This window comes from Spongorhabdus nitratireducens (genome assembly GCA_947387575.1).
GTDB lineage: Bacteria > Pseudomonadota > Gammaproteobacteria > Pseudomonadales > Endozoicomonadaceae > CANDOC01.
Window position 1 is genome coordinate 238,605 of record CANDOC010000007.1, and the last position, 17,132, is coordinate 255,736.

Here is a 17,132-nt window from a genome sequence, read left to right on the forward strand (position 1 = left end):
TTTATGGGGAAAAGCTGAATCAAAAATTAATCAAAGTTTCTATCGAGTGTTTTCATCACATTCAACATTTTGGCCGCATCCAGAGGCGGACGAATAAAGCCGTGGTAATCACCCTTCGGGTTCACAACAAAAATATTGGCACTGTGATCAACCAGATAGAACTCATCTGACTGCTGCGCAACCGGACTGAAAGGTACATTCAGCTGGCGGGCAAAGTTATACAGATACTTCATTTCCCCGGTCAGACCTACAAACTCCGGGTTAAAGTAAGGCATATACTGGCCCATTTGCTCGACAGTATCCCGCTGCGGATCAACCGTCACCATATAAACTTTGATCTTCTCTGCCAGCTCGGGATCTTTCTCAGCCAGCAGTTTGTGGAACTGATTCATTTTGGTGAGGGATACCGGGCAGATATCCGGGCAGAAGGTATAACCGAAATACAGCAGAGACCATTTGCCATTGAAGTCATTCTGGTCAAACTCTTCGCCGGTATGCTTCAGCAACTTGCCGGTTTCAAAAGAGCGCGCCGCATCAAATACGACAGTACCTGACTGCCTTAACTGCTCGGTACTCATGGGCGGCTTATAAATAGTGCGGTAAAAGGTCAGCCCCACTACCAATGCAATTATGCCAACCAGAGCAAAAACCGTTAGCTGGACTGACTTTTTCATTTCCTACCTCATTTTATAAATCTTTATATCGGTTTATCCGGGACATCGTATTAAAGCATGTAGTGATCTACCAGCAGCAAGACAAATAACAGCATTAAGTAAGTGATAGAAAACTTGAACATCTTGATTGCAGCATGTGGCCGGGATTTCCTTAGCAGAGCAATCGACCAGTACAAAAAGCGCCCCCCCAGAATCATGGCGCCCACCAGATAAACAATCCCGCTCATTCCGGTTACAAAGGGTAGGGCACTGACGGCCAGCAGCACCAGGGTATAAAGCAGACTGTGCAGCGCAGCATAACTTTCACCATGGGTTACAGGCAGCATGGGGATATCCGCCTTGGCATATTCTTCTTTACGGTGAATGGCCAGCGCCCAGAAATGAGGCGGCGTCCAGGCAAAAATAATCAGTACCAGCAGCAGGGCATCCGGTTCGAAATGTCCGGTAACGGCAGTCCAGCCCAGCAGGGGAGGGGCGGCACCGGCCAGACCGCCAATTACAATATTCTGCGGTGTGGCTCGCTTCAGCACACCGGTGTAGATCACCGCATACCCAACCAGCGAAGCCAGTGTCAGCCAAGCCGTTAATGCATTAACCATTACCAGCAAGATAGCCATCCCGGATACTCCGAGTGCCAGCGAAAACAGCAGTGCACTCCGGGAATCAACCCGCCCGGTAGCTACCGGACGGTTGCGGGTGCGCGCCATAATCTGATCTATCCGGCTATCCACCACATGGTTGATAACTGCAGCCGAGCCAGCGCATAAGGCAATTCCCAGGTTGCCAAAGATAAGAGCACTTAACGGCACCCAGGTTGCTGTCGCCAGACACATACCTATGATCGCCGTCAGGATCATCAGTGCCACAACACGGGGCTTGCACAGTTCGAGATAATCGCGCCATCCTGCACGCAGTGTCAGTGTATTTTCCTGTGACATTATGACGTCCTCCATGCGAGACGATAATTCAGGCCAATAACACTCAGCAGTAACAAAGCACCGCCAAGGTTGTGTGCGACAGCAACCTGCAGGGGAAGATAGAAATAAACGTTGGCCAGCCCGAGAGCCAGCTGAACCAGCAACATAAACAGTACGGCAAGCGCAGCACCCTTAATCGGGTTTCTGCCAGAAACGGAACCATCGACGTATTTAAGTGACGCCATTATGAGCCACAGCAAAAACAACGTAGTTATCACTGCGCCTATCCGGTGAGCCATATGAATAGCAACACGGGCTTCACCATCAAGTTGGCCCCCCAGATAGTTCGGGCCAATAGCCTGGGTGATATCAAATCCCTCATCAAAATCCATTTCAGGCCAGACCTTACCCTGACATAGCGGTAGATCAGGGCAGGCTAGGGCGGCATAGTTGGAGCTGATCCAGCCACCCAGTGATATCTGCATTACCACTACCACAACTGCCATACCGGCCAGCAACCTGAGCCGCCCCAACCCGCGGCTACGGGTCAAAGGTTTCCAGCGTTTTCCGGACAGACGAAGCGTTAACAGGAACAGTAAAGACAAGGTAGCAAAACCACCCAGCAAATGAGCCGTAACCACCTGAGGCCAAAGCTTCAGGGTCACAGTCCACATGCCAAATGCGGCCTGCAGCAGGATCAAACCAAAAATAAATATCGGATGAAACAGTGGTTGCCCGGGATTATGGCGGTTTCTGACGGCATTAATCACCAGCCCCAGCACCAGTAAAACCAGTGATCCGGCAACATAACGGTGGATCATTTCCGGCCAGCCCTTTTCCACTTCAACCGGTGCATCCGGGTAAAGGCTTTCAGCAAGCTGAATTTCTGCAGCGGTTTCCGGTACGGTCAGAAAGCCATAGCAGCCCGGCCAGTCGGGACACCCCAGTCCGGCATGCACCAGACGGGTATAGGCACCGAGTACTACGACAACCACTGCCAGCAAAGTGGCCAGCAGACATAGCCAGTACCCGGGTTTTCGTTCTATTGATTCATATGGACTCATTCGCCGCCAACCCCTTCGTTATTATTGTTTTCTGTATTGGCAGGTTTGCTTTTTATCAGCCCCATGCGTTTCAACTCTTCAGCACGGTTTTGCAGCATGGTTTTAAGACGGCCTCGATTTTGTTGCGCCGCCTCGGTTCCCATTTGCCGTATTCGAGTTGATATCAGTGGCTGTAATTGTAGAAATTTCTGTCCTGTTTCACTCCCGTAAAACACTAACATGTCGTTTAATTCAGCTTCAGTAAAGCTCGATTTATAAAGTTCCGCGATTTTTGGCTGCAAAACCTCCCAACCCGTAACCTGTGTTGCCCATTCACGGATTACATCTTCAAAGTATTCAAAATGGTCGATCTGGTCTTTCTGACTTGCAACAATCTTCTCGACTTCCCGGCGATACACCGCCGGCAGGTTTATAAGTGCAAATAAAGCCTGCACTTTTTGTTCATGGCTGGCTTGATTATGGTTTTCTTTTTTATAGCTATCCGGCGACTCCTGACTGGCTGAAACATAACCTGCTATAAGCAATAGCGGTAACACAAAATGCAGCGCTTTCAGGTCATAAACTGTTTTTGATAGCAACCGGATAATGTGCATGAACTTATCCTATCTGTGACAGCTTCAGCAGTTTCTGAATATCTCGCAAAATTTCATTGCCACTGTGCTCCGCGGTGTAGTGCATCATGATGTTTCCGAGGGGGTCGACAATATAAAGGTGACTGCCCTCAGAGCTCTTCGCTTTCTGCAGTAGATACTCCCGGGTTTTCAGCAAATCGGTATTCAACCACTCCATGGCTGGATGCTCTTGTTCCAGCGCCATGTCTTTATCTACACCATTATCCTGCACAAACAGCCGTACCACCCTGTCAGACTCACGTGCCAGTGCAATATGTGCCTGCCTGCTGAGATACAGCAGTTGTTCACAGTCATCACTGCAGGTTGAATCTGGTGTCATATCGGGGACTATCATCAAAGCCCAGCGACCATCGAGCTCTTCCATTCCGAACGCAATATCCGTACTGGTGAGATTCAGCCTCGAAAACTCCAGTGGCGGCAGAATCAGACTGCCATTATTGGTGCGACCTTCAGGCACATAACCGGAAAAATACATCCAGGTTGAAAGCCCCATACCCAAAGCCGGCAACAACATAATGCAGAACAGGATGATCCAGGTTCGGCGTTTTCGAGCTCTTTTTACAGGCTCATTGGCTGGAGAGGTCAGTACATTATTCATTATTGTTATTACTCCCGTACTTGTTTTCTGCCGGTTTTATAAATCCTGTAAACAACCAGAATCAGCAGACAGGCTGCCATCAAAAACCACTGCACGGCATAACCCATATGTTTTGCCGGAGACATCACAACCGGCTTGAAAAAATAGTTCAAACTGCCGCTCTGCTGTTCATCCAGTACCAGAAAATAGGGTACAAGTGGCTTTCCCAGCAGATCCTGAATCCGTTCCATATCCAGCGCCTGCATACGCTGAGGCCATTGCGGTGACCAGGTTTCATGGCCCAGAACAAACGCTTTACCCAGAGGTTTGTACAACTGTCCCTGCAATCTGGTCAGCTCAGCATAGACCGGAATTTCCGGTAACACCGAACGATCTTGCCCACGGCTGATCCAGCCCCTGTTAACCAGCACTATTTCTCCCGTTTGCGTAGTGAAAGGCGTAAAAACTTCATATCCGGGCTGGCCGTTATTAATCCGGTTATCCAGTAAGAAGGTATGCTGATTATCGTAATAACCGGAAAGGCTGATGCGACGGTAACGGGGGTTCTGATTCTGCAAAGCAATATCAAGACTGACCGGAGCCTCGGTGAAACGTTTTTCAAACTGTTCCATCAGGGCTTTTTTTTCGGCATAACGGGAGAATTGCCAGAACCCCAGACTCAGCAACAGGGGAAACAGCAGAATAAACAGAATTGTCAGCTTGCGCCTGAAACTCCACACCATACTGCTACCACTTGAAAACGCTTTACCACCTGAATACCAGACTGAATCTGAAATGAAGAACACGTATCTTTATGCTGATGCTCTTCCTGACAACTCACTTCCTGGCAACACTCTTCATAGCGAGTCTGTTTCACCCTGTATATGATGGTAGACACATCAAATATTCAGTCAGGGAAACGCCATGTGGTTAAAGACTATTATTGTTATTTTTCTGATTGCCATCATTGTCAGCCTGGCAACCGGCTTCTACTTTCTTCTAAACGACAAAAGCCAATCAAAACGACTACTGACTTCTCTCAAGGTGCGAATCACACTTTCCGTACTGCTGATGCTGTTAATTACCCTTGCCTGGCTACACGGTGATATCACCAGCCATGCACCCTGGCTACATCCAGACAAGGGACAGCCGGAACAGCATCAAACCAAGTAAACAAAGACAAATAGACCAATCCAGACCACATCCACAAAGTGCCAGTACCAGGATGCGGCTTCATATGCGAAATGCTTTTCCGGGGTAAAGTGACCCTTCATAACCCGAACCAACATGATAGTCAGCATTATCGCACCCAGCGTTACATGAGCACCGTGAAAGCCGGTCAGAATAAAGAAGGTTGAGCCATAGATTCCTGAAGCCAGCGTCAGACCAAGGTTATCGTAGGCTTCGATATACTCTTCCGCCTGAAAGAACAGAAATGCAAAACCCAGTATCAGTGTTGCTACCAGCCATAATTTGACCTTGGTCCGTTCATTATTCTTGAGGGCATGATGGGCAATGGTTGCAGTGACACTGGAAGCTACCAGCAGCAAGGTGTTCAGCAGCGGAAGATGAAACGGGTCAATAACCCCGCTGGCACCCTGAAAAGAGGTGTTATCCGGGTTTTTCATCAGCGGCCAGTGGCTGATAAATTCCGGCCACAGCAGCATATGGGTCATTTCTCCGGCACCTTCTCCCCCAATCCATGGCACAGAAAAATGGCGCACATAAAACAGGGTGCCAAAGAAGGCGGCAAAGAACATCACTTCGGAAAAGATGAACCAGAACATACCCCAGCGGAAACTGCGATCCATCTGCTCGCTGTAGAGCCCGGAACGACTCTCCTGAATCACATTGCCAAACCAGCCAAACAGCATATAAGCCATGATCAGGCCACCGGCAAACAACACCCAGTGCCCGGTAGAATCTTTCACTCCGGCACTCATATCATTCATCATGATGCCGGCGCCGACCACCGTCAGAAACAGTCCGATTGAGGCAATAATCGGCCATTTGCTCTGGGCGGGCACATAGTAGCTGCTTTCACCTGCCATGTTTTTTCTCCTTGGGTTGCCCGTCACATGTCGGTTACATCAAACAGTGTGTACGAAAGCGTAAGTTTCTTGATGTACTTGGGAAGATCCTGATCAATGATGATCTTCAGCGGCATATCAATTTCTTCACCGGCATCCAGCGTCTGAGTGGTAAAGCAGAAACACTCGGTTTTATGCAGGAAATCCGTTCCCTTGAATGGCGTTACACTGGGAATAGCCTGAGCGGTCATTCGCTTGCCGGTGGGGTTACGGGCGTAAAAACTCAGAGAGCCCACTTCGCCCGGATGCACTTCTATTTCTTTAACTGTCGGACCAAACTCCCAGCTCATAGCCGCATTGTTTGTGGCTATAAACTGGATCTTAATCTTGCGGCTGGTATCGACTTTGGCTTCTACAACCTTGTAGGGATTTGGGTCGGTTTTGCCGTTAATGCCGATCGCCTTACACATAACGTCGTAGATCGGCACCAGCAGAAAACCAAACCCGAACATAGCCACTGCAACCAGCGCCATACGAGCCGCCGATCCGGTTTTTCCCTCCCGGCGAAAAATACTGTCTTCAGACAGCAGCTTCGATCGCAGAAATGAAAATGCCATAGTCCGAACCCCGCCTTACTTCACATCAGGCGGAGTAGAGAAAGTATGGTAAGGCGCAGGCGAGGGCACGCTCCACTCCAGACCATCAGCACCTTCCCAGGGCTTGGCTGCGGCTTTCTTGCCGCAAATGACACACTTGATCACAACGAACAGGAACAGTAACTGGGTCGTTCCAAACAGGAAGCCTCCGGCAGACGCAATCATATTGAAATCAGTAAACTGCAACGCATAGTCCGGAATTCGTCGAGGCATACCGGCCAACCCGAGGAAATGCATCGGGAAAAAGGTCAGGTTCATCCCGATAAATGACAGCCAAAAATGGGTTTTGGCCAGCGTCTCGTCATACATATGGCCGGTCCATTTGGGCAACCAGTAATAAACCCCTGCAATAATCGCAAACACGGCACCGGACACCAGCACATAGTGGAAGTGAGCCACTACAAAATAAGTGTCGTGATACTGGAAGTCTGCCGGCGCAATCGCCAACATCAAACCGGAGAAACCACCCAGGGTAAACAGCACCACAAACGCCAGTGAGAACAGCATCGGCGTTTCAAACGTCATGGCGCCACGGAACATGGTAGTAATCCAGTTAAAGACCTTCACCCCGGTTGGCACCGCAATCAACATGGTGGCATACATAAAGAACAGCTCACCGGTAACCGGAATTCCCACCGTAAACATATGGTGTGCCCAGACAATAAACGACAGAAATGCAATAGATGCAGTGGCGTAAACCATCGAGGTATAACCAAACAGCGGCTTACGGGCAAAGGCCGGAATAATCGCAGAGACAATACCAAAGGCCGGCAGAATCATGATGTATACTTCAGGATGCCCGAAGAACCAGAACACGTGCTGGTAAAGCACCGGGTCACCACCACCGCCAGCATTAAAGAAGCTGGTGCCAAAATGGATATCCATCAGCATCATGGTGACGGCACCGGCCAATACAGGCATTACGGCAATCAGTAGATAAGCCGTTATTAGCCAGGTCCAGACAAACAACGGCATCTTCATTAACGTCATCCCCGGCGCCCGCAGGTTCAGGATGGTCGCAATAATGTTAATCGCTCCCATGATGGACGAGATACCCATCATATGAATGGCGAAGATAAAGAAGGTGGTCGATTTCGGCCCGTAATCTGTGGATAACGGTGCGTAAGCTGTCCAACCAAAGTTGGGACCACCACCTTCCATAAACAGGGTGCTCATCATCAACGCAAAGGCAAAGGGCAGAATCCAGAAGCTCCAGTTATTCATTCGCGGTAGCGCCATATCCGGCGCTCCAACCATCATCGGAATCATCCAGTTAGCCAGTCCGGTAAAGGCTGGCATTACCGCACCGAATACCATGATCAGACCATGCATGGTCAGCATCTGGTTATAGAATTCCGGTTCGACAATCTGCATTCCCGGCTCAAAAAGTTCTGCCCGGATTACCATGGCCATAAAGCCACCGGCCAGAAACATGAAGAAGCTGAACCACAGGTACATACTGCCGATGTCCTTGTGGTTGGTTGTCAGCACCCAGCGCATCAATCCTTTGGCCGGACCGTGGTGTGCATCAGCGTGCCCGGTATCAGTCATAGCACTCATGATTAACCCTCCGTCCCTTTATTTGGCTTGATCGCCGGTCTGTGGCAACTGACCGGTTTTCTTGTACTGAAGGATATCCACAGGCTTCACCATCTGCCCGGTATTGTTACCCCACGCGTTTCGCTCGTAGGTAATGACAGCCGCAAGATCAGCTTCATTCAGCTGTGGTCCGAACGCCTGCATGGCAGTTCCCTTCTTGCCATTCACCACAATATCCACATGTGCCGTCAGCTGATCTTTTTTGGTTGTCATCGGCGTTCCCTTCAATGCCGGGAAGGCTCCGGGAATACCCATACCATTTGCCTGATGACACTGAGCACAGACTTTGTTGTAAACACCCTTGCCGCGATCATAGAGTTCGTCATAACTCCAATCGCGTGCAGTCAGGGCGCGAATGGCTTTCGCTTCTTCACGTTTTTCACCGAGCCAACTGGCGTAATCTTCTTCAGAACGGACATCAAGCACGATCGGCATAAAAGCATGATTGCGGCCGCATAATTCCGCACACTGTCCCCGGTAGATTCCGGGTTTATCAATGATCGTCCAGGCTTCATTAATAAAGCCGGGGATGGCATCTTTTTTAACTGCGAGTGCAGGAACCCACCATGAGTGAATAACATCGCCTGCGGTAATCAGGAATCGAATCTTTTTGCCCGTTGGAACAACTAATGGTTCATCAACTTCAAGCAGGTAATTGGGATTCTTGCGGCGAACGTTATAAATCTGTTCAAGTGGTGTCGATAGATTACTGAAGAATGAAACGCCTTCTCCAAGATATTCATACTCCCACTTCCATTGATGGCCGGTGACTTTGATATCAATATCGGAATCATCCGCGTCATACATATGGATCAGGGTTTTGGTTGCCGGAATTGCCATCCCGACGAGAATCAAAAAAGGAATCGTGGTCCAGAGTATTTCTACCAGCGTACTTTCATGGAAAGTTGCCGGTTTAACGCCTCGTGATTTCCGGTGCATTATGATTGACCAGAACATCACACCAAACACAATCACGCCAATAATGACGCAAACCCAGAATATGGCCATATGGAGTCCATAAACATCCTCACTGACGGAGGTGACTCCCCGGGTCATATTGAGACCCCAATCAGCCTGGGACATGGCCGACCCCAGACCCATAAGCCCCGCAAGAATACGCACGCTGTGCTTCATTCCCTTAAACCCTCTGGTCTGCAATGAGACACGTACAAGGTTGTCGTTATTGGTAACCCATCAGTTCCAATCAGAATGAAGAGTGTGGAAAACGCCCGGACAGCGGGACAGGAAAGAAATGCGGCAGGCCCCTCAGGTCAGCGGATGGGCTGGCTACAGCGCGCATTGTTATTGTTACCACTGTGCTGGCCTGCACTGATAAAGTACAACTTGCCTGGGAAGTGCACCATCATGGTGACTGAAAGGGCGGTGTGTACTGTTATTCCAGTTAACTCGGTTAGCTCAGTCAGCTCGGTTAACTCAGTGCTATCCTGCGCAATGAGCAAGGCTTGCAACTGCCAGGTTCAGTCTGAACCTGTCCTGCCCAACCTGCATCACGTACAGCGATGACATTACCTGTTATCCAACTGCTCAAAAAACACCGACCCCTGTGGAAAACTTTATTAAGGTTCCCTTTTGCCTTTCGGCTGTTCTGAATATTGTCATTCAGAACCACAGGCGCTGACAGCATTTCAAGCGATTACTGCTTTATACTTCCGAAGGCAGGTCAAATTGAATTACAACCCGTTCCTGCCAGGCGGAACACACTCCACAGTCTGACACAACAAACAACGTCACTGAGTATAGTCCTGAGCTTTCATTAAACAACATAAGACATGAAAAGCAAACAAAACCCTTAGCTTTTGGTTATAAGCCTTTCAACCTGGACCTTTAAAACTTGTACTTTTATTCAAGATTCAAACCGGCTTTTAAAAACGACAGCCGTCAATTAAAAGCCTGTTTTAATTGACGCATTTTATTTTGCATATAACACCAGAATTTTGTTTCAGCAATACCCGTCATAAATAAAAAAATCTTGAGACTTTTTTATCTTTTTGAGATAAAAATTTACCCGGATGCGCGATATTTTTTTGGCGCCATAAAAATGACAAAGGCAAAAAATTGACACTTTTTAAAAACATCACTGTCATTTTTTTGCCATCAGGGAGCATATCTTGTGGTTTTAAATTTCTCTCAACACAATTCTCATTTCAGCATCATATTCAACTGCTTCAAGCCGGTGGAATAGTAATTGCTTTGAATTTATAAGGGCATTTTTTCATATGAAAAAGTGATATTTCTAAACCGGTTTTTGCTATGTTGCAGTAAAACTCCAGCCCACAGAAAACAAATAAATCCAAGGACGTGCTGGCTGTCATGGAGACCCTGATGAACACACACCCAATTCGCGAGTTGATTGAAGAGGCCAAGCGTCACGAGCAGACAACCCTGCAATTCAAGTCCCTTATTGACGAGCTTATGGACGATTGTTCCAGCCTGATCAGCATACCTGCCGACTGTAATTCCGAATTGCTGTATCGTTTCGCCTGTGACTATATCGAGCAGTCTGTTGTTTTACTTGAGCAGTTCAGTGAAGCCGCCCGTAAAAGCGGTACCGAAGATTTTGTTTACCCGTTTCTGGAAGTAGCACGTAGTTACCTTCGCTCCCACAAGCGTAACCCTATTATGGAGGATTTACTGGACGACGCTTATCTTATACATCGGGTTGCGGAGGAAATTAATGACATCTCAATGGCCGCCAGTGGCGTGCCGCTTGTTAAACTGAATTCAACTTGGGATAGCCTGATTATTCACACCCTGCTGGGTGAAGACTTTGCCAATCAACTGGATTTCATTGTCGAAGACCTGCTTGCCAAAATGAATGGTGTACGCCCGGTATTCACCCGTCCAGGAATGGGTTCCTTTGCTAAATCGAACCCGTTTAATCCACTGGCTACCGTGCATAGCCTGGCAGACCGGAATGGTCTGGAAATGAGAACCACACCCGGTCTCTACTGATACCCGCACTGTTTATCACGCATAAAAAAGGCCGGATAATCCGGCCTTTTTGTTTTGCTCTTGATTTATATCGGCTTAACTATCAAGCCCGACCAGCTTCACAACCTCGGTTGCCTGTTCCGACTGACCTGCTTTGGCGGTCTGGTCGAGCCGGGTGGCCGGCTGATTAACGGCAACTTCGTAGCGCATGGCATCCGTAAAGCCACAGGAGACACATTCCCGGACGGACTGGTCATCCTGATCAAACATAACGATACGGTCCATTTCGCCACATTTGGGGCAAACTGCCCCGGCTATAAAGCGTTTCTTGACTGTCATGCAGCTTCTGTCTCGCTGGCAATACCACAATGCCGCAGCAGGGCATCGATCTTCGGCTCACGTCCGCGGAAGCTGACAAACAGCTCCATCGGCTCTTCAGAGCCACCCTTTTCCAGAATATTATTCAGGAAAGACTCACCGGTTGCATGGTCAAAAATGCCATTCTCTTCAAACAGTGAGAACGCATCCGCAGACAATACTTCCGCCCACTTGTAGCTGTAGTAACCGGCCGCATAGCCACCGGCAAAGATATGGCTGAAGCCGTTCTGGAAGCGGTTAAATACCGGCGGTTTGATCACAGCCACTTCATCCCGCACTTCATCGAGTACTTTCTGCACACTGATTCCCGGCTGATATTCACGATGCAGACGGAAATCAAACAGGGAGAACTCCAGCTGGCGCACCATCATCATTGCGCTCTGGAAGTTCTTGGCAGCCAGCAGGCGTTCCAGCTTGTCATCAGGCAGCGGTTCGCCGGTTTCAACATGACCGGAAATCAGTGCCAGACCTTCTTTTTCCCAGCACCAGTTCTCCATAAACTGACTCGGCAGCTCGACCGCATCCCAGGCTACCCCGTTAATACCGGATACCGCAGCATAATCGACTTTAGTCAGCATATGATGCAGGCCATGACCAAACTCGTGGAACATAGTGACCACTTCATCATGGGTCAACAGTGCCGGCTGATCACCAACGGCCGGCGTAAAGTTACAGGTGAGGTAGGCCACAGGCAGCTGAACACTGTCATCAGTCAGACGACGCACCCGGCATTCATCCATCCAGGCGCCGCCGCGCTTGTTTTCACGGGCATAGTTATCCACAAAGAAGCCGGCAATAGTAATACCGTCACGCTGAACTTCGTAATACTGTGCATCCTTGTGCCAGATATCCACAGTCTCAGAGCCCTGTACAATATCGATACCGTAGAGTCGCTTGACGACGGTGAACATACCCTTGATCACATTGTCCGCCGGGAACCAGGGACGCAGCTCTTCCTGGGAAATAGCATAACGATGCTCACGCAGCTTTTCGGAATAGAAGCCAATATCCCAGGCTTCCAGTTTATCCACACCATATTCTTCAGCGGCGAATGCCTGCAGCGATTCCAGTTCCTGCTCGGCCTGAGGCTTGCTACGCTCGGCCAGATCACGCAGGAAGTCGACGACCTGCTGCGGGTTCTCAGCCATTTTGCTGGCCAGAGACAGTTCAGCATAGTTTTCAAAGCCCAGTAGCTGAGCCTTCTCGTGGCGCAGCGCCAGAATCTCATCCATCAGCGGGCCATTATCAAACTGACCGGCAGTCGGGCCCTGATCAGAAGCCCGGGTGTTGTAGGCTTCATACATTTCACGACGCAGCTCCCGGTTGGCACTGTAAGTCATCACCGGGAAGTAACTGGGGAATTCAAGGTTAAACAACCAGCCACTGTCATGGTCTTTGGCCTGCGCCTGCTGACGGGCAATATCCCGCGCGGTTTGAGGCAGACCTTCCAGTTCGGATTCTGACTCAATCAGTTTGCTCCAGGCCTGTGTGGCATCCAGTACATTGTCAGAAAACTTGCTACACAGTTCAGACAGCTTTTTGCTGATTTCCTTGTAACGATTCTGCTTGTCTTCCCGCAGTGCAACACCGGCCAGACGGAAGTTCCTAAGGGCATCCTTGATCGCTTTCTGGCGGCCATTATCCAATTGCGCAAATTCAGGACCGTCAGCAATTTGCTGATAGGCTTCAAACAGAGGCTTGTGCTGTCCCACCCAGGTGGAATATTCCGACAGTTTCGGAAGACAGCTGTTGTATGCATCACGAAGTGCATCGCTGTTCATCACAGCGTTCAGGTGGCCTACCGGCGACCAGGCCTGACTCAGTTTGTCATCAATCGCTTCCAGCGGTTGCAGCAGGTTATCCCAGGTGTAAACAGTATTTTCTGCCAGCAGTCGCTCGGTAGCGGCGCGGGCCTCCTGCAGCAGCTGGGTAATAGCTGGCTCCACATGCTCCGGCTTGATAGCAGAGAATGGCGGCAGGGTATGGGAGACCGTTAGCGGGTTACTCATAGGTCAGAATCCGGTTAGTTGTTATATTTCTCAGATGGGTATATCACCGGTGGATTTCAACTGCCAGCAATAAAAATGAGGACGCTGCACATGTCGAATAATTTACGGCCCCACAAAGGTATCACACCTGTACTGGGGCAAAAGGTTTTTGTGGATGAATCCGCTGTAGTGATTGGGGATGTCGAAATTGGTGATGACAGTTCAGTCTGGCCTGCAGCCGTAGTCCGCGGAGATATGCACCGTATCCGTATCGGAGAGCGCACCAGTGTTCAGGATGGTGCCGTTCTGCATATCACTCATGCCAGCAGTTATAACCCGGATGGCTTTCCACTGACCATCGGCAGTGACGTGACCATTGGCCACAAGGCCGTACTTCACGGCTGCACTGTACATGATCGGGTACTGATTGGTATTGGTGCAATTGTTATGGACGGCGCCATTATCGAATCCGATGTTTTGCTGGCAGCAGGAGCAATGGTGCCTCCGGGAAAGACACTGGAAAGCGGTTACGTCTATAAAGGCTCCCCGGCGAAACAGGCGCGCCCTCTGACCGAGAGTGAGCACAAGTTTTTATCCTATAGCCCGAAAAATTATGTGCGGCTAAAAGATGAATATCTGAACCCGGAGTCATGATCTCAGAGCGCTAACCAGCAAAAACAGATAGTAGAGGGAGGTTGCCTGCAACCGGTCAGGAACGATACAGTCCGGCGCCAATAACGCCTTTTCTTTTATAAATAACAAGATAATAGCTGTATGGATATTTTTGCATCGGCCCTGATGCTGTTCCTGATTATGGATCCGCTGGGCAACACCCCTATATTCCTTTCCATTCTGAAAAATGTGCCACCGGAACGACGGCGCAAGGTACTGATTCGTGAATTGCTGATCGCGCTGGGTATCCTGTTTATCTTCCTGTTTGCCGGCCAGCAGCTGCTGGATTCGCTGAACCTGAGGCAGGAAACCGTCAGTATTTCAGGCGGTATTATTCTGTTCCTGATTGCGATTCGTCTGATCTTTCCGCCCGAGCGTGGCAGTCTGATGGGCGATACGCCGGATGGCGAGCCAATGATTGTACCGCTGGCCACGCCACTGATTGTGGGGCCATCAGTACTGGCTGCTTTGATCCTGTTATCCAACCAGCACCCCAATGAATACCCGGCCCTGATGGCCGCAGTATTACTGGCCTGGGGCGGTGTTGCGGTGATCCTGCTGCTTTCCAACAGGCTCTACAAACTGATTGGTGAACGCGGTCTGTTTGCCATGGAACGTCTGATGGGGATGCTGCTGATTATGATAGCGGTACAGATGCTGCTGGATGGGCTTCGGGTTTATCTGCTGTAGCCTCGAAGCGATAAACAATATCCAGAAACTCCGAACGGGAGAGCAGTGCCGGGTGAGAGCCCGGTGCGCCTTCCGGTACAGGCTTCCCTAACTCGTCAAAATAGTCCTGCCACCACTTCAGCATGCGCCCGGTTTCAGCATCATGAAACGACATGGGTGACGGTTGAAAAACATATTCGCCATCATTGGCAAAACGAAAAGCCTCCAGTATCAGCTCACTGCAGTACCAGCTGTCATGCTCCTGACTAAAGCTGATGTTATACGGCAGCCCGGATTGCTCTTCCGCGAAAACGAGCGCCTTCGGTATCAGATGATGTAACGATGGTTTAAGGCGGCCCACAAATGTAGTGGGCATATTTGAGGTAACCGGTTCGGACTGAAGGCAAAAATCCTGCAGGGAAATTGTCGTCACGCAGGGATCAACCGCTTCAAGCAATGTGCTGTCGTCATTGATACACAGGGCGACATGATTAATATGCCAGCCATAAATACCCTTGTAGACCTGACTGATCGCACGCCCGGCATCACCTCTGGCGCGCTGCTGAAAAACCAGATCTCCCGGCTGAATCGTAAATGGTGTGTTTGGCATAAAGCATCAGACCCGTATTCGATTCAGCCGTTCCCGCAAACTGCGATCAGGGCATCAATACCAGTCGGGTATCAGTGTGGGACAACGCCTTGGCCGCACGACCTTCATTGCCGATGCCACGCAGTACCCGCACGCCGCCATCAATGACTTCCATCAGCTGCTCAAGGTTGTCGGACTCGACATAGAGCAGGGTGTCGTGACGTCCCAGCACACTGTGGGCAGACAGAATTTCATCGTGATGGGCAATCAGCTTTTCACCGGCGTGGGCTCCGGCAATGGAGATATCAGCAAAAATCCAGGCCGCTGTTCTTTCCGGATGACCAAAGTTTTCTGCTGTCAGCGGCTTGCCGAAAGCTTCCATGGAGACCAGCGTCTCTGTTTTTACAACCGGGTTAAAGCGATCGTAGTGAAGTGTAGCCAGCTTGTCGCGAATAACGCCATGCAGCTCTTCAAAGCTGCCTGCCTTGCCGTAGCAAATCAGATCGGTAGGGCCGATCAGACAGTGTACCAGCTCGATCTGGTCAACTTTCAGCAGCTCCTCACGGATTTTATGAACGTCGCCTTCACCGGCATCAACCAGCACAAAAAAGCCCAGCTCACCGTTTACAGCCATGGTTGTTACCCCTCAATGAATCCGGATTGATTCGATTTATAATTGCATACTTTTGCTAGTTATTTTGCATAATAATTTTTAACCAGCTTTTCTTACCATACCTTATTTTTTGACGAATTGCCGCCTGTCCCATGCCTGAAGCAGACATTAGGATTTTCGAATATAAAGAGGTTTTTCCAAACAGGATATATTTGCTTCGAACTTTCAAGAGCGGCAGGGAAGGAGTTTCGACAGGCAAAATGAAATTTGCCTGTCTCATCACTGAGTATCTTACCCCAGTTCAGTTCTTACTTTTTCAATGACAGGCTGTGTCTGCGGGCGAATACCCCGCCAGATATAAAAGGCTTCTGCCGCCTGCTCCACCAGCATACCCAGACCATCCAGTTGCATACCGGCACCATTTTCACGGGCCCAGCGATTGAACGGGGTTTCCACAGCACTGTACATCATGTCGTAACACACAGTGTTTTCAGACACGACAGAGTCCGGCAGGGGAATTGCGGCTCCCTGCAGACTGGCAGAAGTACCATTGATAATCAGATCAAAATGGCCGCGTAACAGTTCAAACTGTAACGCGACAATGTTTTTGTATTCACAAAACTCTGCCACCAGTTGCTCTGCTCTAGCCTGAGTGCGATTGGCAATAACCAGCTCACTGGGCTCTTCTTCAAGCAGCGGCTGTAACACACCCCGCACAGCACCACCGGCACCTAATACCAGTACACGTTTATCCTTGATAGTAACCTGATTGTTTTGCTTCAGGTCGGTCAGTAGACCAATACCATCAGTATTGTCGCCATGCATCACCTCTCCGTTGTACCAGAGGGTGTTCACAGCTCCGGCTTTTTCAGCTCTGGGGGTCAGCTGATGTGCCAAATCCAGTGCCTGGTGCTTGAACGGGACCGTGATATTCAGACCTTTACCGCCTTCAATAAAGAAGCAGCTGGCTGCTTCATCAAAGCCGTCTTCCTCAGCCAGAATGGCCTCATAGCCGAGATGCTGGCCGGTCTGCTCGGCAAACAGGCTGTGAATCATTGGTGATTTGCTATGGCCGATGGGGTTACCCATTACGGCATAACGATCAGAATCAGTTGCAGTCAT

General features: G+C 49.6%; 19 protein-coding genes. 4 read left to right on the forward strand and 15 right to left on the reverse strand.

Going from position 1 to position 17,132, the window contains the following annotated elements; genetic code table 11:
- Positions 1–26: 26 nt before the first annotated feature.
- The 6 genes from ACYZZ0_RS14465 to ACYZZ0_RS14490 are packed head-to-tail and all read right to left on the reverse strand — an operon-like array spanning position 27 to position 4,670.
- Positions 27–674: an SCO family protein gene (locus tag ACYZZ0_RS14465; protein ID WP_461537344.1), complete on the reverse strand. Its 648-nt coding sequence runs from the start codon at positions 672–674 to the stop codon at positions 27–29.
- Positions 675–724: 50 nt separating this feature from the next.
- Positions 725–1,612 (reverse strand): heme o synthase, encoded by an 888-nt coding sequence (cyoE, locus tag ACYZZ0_RS14470; protein ID WP_461537345.1) that lies wholly within the window; start codon positions 1,610–1,612, stop codon positions 725–727.
- Entirely contained in the window at positions 1,612–2,655 is a 1,044-nt protein-coding gene (locus ACYZZ0_RS14475) for a COX15/CtaA family protein (protein WP_461537346.1), read from the reverse strand. Before ACYZZ0_RS14475 ends, cyoE begins: the two co-directional genes overlap by 1 nt.
- Complete coding sequence (locus ACYZZ0_RS14480) at positions 2,652–3,248, reverse strand: DUF2059 domain-containing protein (protein ID WP_461537347.1); 597 nt, start codon at positions 3,246–3,248, stop codon at positions 2,652–2,654. The genes ACYZZ0_RS14475 and ACYZZ0_RS14480 overlap by 4 nt, the downstream gene beginning before the upstream one ends.
- Positions 3,249–3,252: 4 nt before the next feature.
- Positions 3,253–3,885 (reverse strand): hypothetical protein, encoded by a 633-nt coding sequence (locus ACYZZ0_RS14485; protein WP_461537348.1) that lies wholly within the window; start codon positions 3,883–3,885, stop codon positions 3,253–3,255.
- Between the two features lie 8 nt (positions 3,886–3,893).
- Complete coding sequence (locus ACYZZ0_RS14490) at positions 3,894–4,670, reverse strand: SURF1 family protein (protein WP_461537349.1); 777 nt, start codon at positions 4,668–4,670, stop codon at positions 3,894–3,896.
- Positions 4,671–4,788: 118 nt separating this feature from the next.
- Between ACYZZ0_RS14490 and ACYZZ0_RS14495 the strand changes: the two genes are divergently transcribed.
- The gene (locus tag ACYZZ0_RS14495) at positions 4,789–5,037 is read left to right on the forward strand and encodes a DUF2909 domain-containing protein (RefSeq protein WP_461537350.1); all 249 of its coding nucleotides are present in this window, start codon (positions 4,789–4,791) and stop codon (positions 5,035–5,037) included.
- Here the strand turns inward: ACYZZ0_RS14495 and ACYZZ0_RS14500 are convergent.
- Genes ACYZZ0_RS14500 through coxB form a run of 4 tightly spaced genes read right to left on the reverse strand, consistent with a single transcriptional unit; the run spans position 5,025 to position 9,283 of the window.
- Positions 5,025–5,915: a cytochrome c oxidase subunit 3 gene (locus ACYZZ0_RS14500; RefSeq protein ID WP_461537351.1), complete on the reverse strand. Its 891-nt coding sequence runs from the start codon at positions 5,913–5,915 to the stop codon at positions 5,025–5,027. The genes ACYZZ0_RS14495 and ACYZZ0_RS14500 overlap by 13 nt on opposite strands.
- A gap of 23 nt (positions 5,916–5,938) precedes the next feature.
- Entirely contained in the window at positions 5,939–6,511 is a 573-nt protein-coding gene (locus tag ACYZZ0_RS14505) for a cytochrome c oxidase assembly protein (protein WP_461537352.1), read from the reverse strand.
- Positions 6,512–6,526: 15 nt separating this feature from the next.
- Positions 6,527–8,110 carry a cytochrome c oxidase subunit I gene (gene ctaD / locus ACYZZ0_RS14510; RefSeq protein ID WP_461537353.1) on the reverse strand — a complete coding sequence of 528 codons (1,584 nt, stop codon included), beginning with the start codon at positions 8,108–8,110 and terminating at the stop codon, positions 6,527–6,529.
- An 18-nt stretch (positions 8,111–8,128) separates the two neighbouring features.
- Positions 8,129–9,283 (reverse strand): cytochrome c oxidase subunit II, encoded by a 1,155-nt coding sequence (gene coxB / locus ACYZZ0_RS14515; RefSeq protein WP_461537354.1) that lies wholly within the window; start codon positions 9,281–9,283, stop codon positions 8,129–8,131.
- 1,209 nt (positions 9,284–10,492) lie between these two features.
- On the opposite strand from coxB, the gene ACYZZ0_RS14520 reads away from it, so the two are divergent.
- Positions 10,493–11,122 (forward strand): hypothetical protein, encoded by a 630-nt coding sequence (locus ACYZZ0_RS14520; protein ID WP_461537355.1) that lies wholly within the window; start codon positions 10,493–10,495, stop codon positions 11,120–11,122.
- 75 nt (positions 11,123–11,197) lie between these two features.
- On the opposite strand, the gene ACYZZ0_RS14525 is transcribed toward ACYZZ0_RS14520, so the two are convergent.
- Positions 11,198–11,440, reverse strand: a complete 243-nt coding sequence (locus tag ACYZZ0_RS14525; protein WP_461537356.1) for a YheV family putative zinc ribbon protein — start codon at positions 11,438–11,440, stop codon at positions 11,198–11,200.
- Complete coding sequence (gene prlC, locus ACYZZ0_RS14530) at positions 11,437–13,488, reverse strand: oligopeptidase A (protein ID WP_461537357.1); 2,052 nt, start codon at positions 13,486–13,488, stop codon at positions 11,437–11,439. Before prlC ends, ACYZZ0_RS14525 begins: the two co-directional genes overlap by 4 nt.
- Before the next feature lie 90 nt (positions 13,489–13,578).
- Here prlC and ACYZZ0_RS14535 point away from each other — a divergent pair, with 90 nt between their 5' ends.
- A complete protein-coding gene (locus ACYZZ0_RS14535) occupies positions 13,579–14,121 on the forward strand; it encodes a gamma carbonic anhydrase family protein (RefSeq protein WP_461537358.1) in 543 nt (180 codons plus the stop codon).
- Positions 14,122–14,241: 120 nt separating this feature from the next.
- Positions 14,242–14,829: a YhgN family NAAT transporter gene (locus ACYZZ0_RS14540; protein WP_461537359.1), complete on the forward strand. Its 588-nt coding sequence runs from the start codon at positions 14,242–14,244 to the stop codon at positions 14,827–14,829.
- Here ACYZZ0_RS14540 and ACYZZ0_RS14545 read toward each other — a convergent pair.
- The 3 genes from ACYZZ0_RS14545 to aroE form a co-directional block, all read right to left on the reverse strand.
- Complete coding sequence (locus ACYZZ0_RS14545; RefSeq protein ID WP_461537360.1) at positions 14,777–15,418, reverse strand: YiiX/YebB-like N1pC/P60 family cysteine hydrolase; 642 nt, start codon at positions 15,416–15,418, stop codon at positions 14,777–14,779. The genes ACYZZ0_RS14540 and ACYZZ0_RS14545 overlap by 53 nt on opposite strands.
- A gap of 46 nt (positions 15,419–15,464) precedes the next feature.
- Complete coding sequence (locus tag ACYZZ0_RS14550) at positions 15,465–16,031, reverse strand: hypothetical protein (protein ID WP_461537361.1); 567 nt, start codon at positions 16,029–16,031, stop codon at positions 15,465–15,467.
- A 270-nt stretch (positions 16,032–16,301) separates the two neighbouring features.
- Positions 16,302–17,132, reverse strand: coding sequence for a shikimate dehydrogenase (gene aroE, locus ACYZZ0_RS14555; protein WP_461537362.1), 831 nt, complete (start codon positions 17,130–17,132; stop codon positions 16,302–16,304).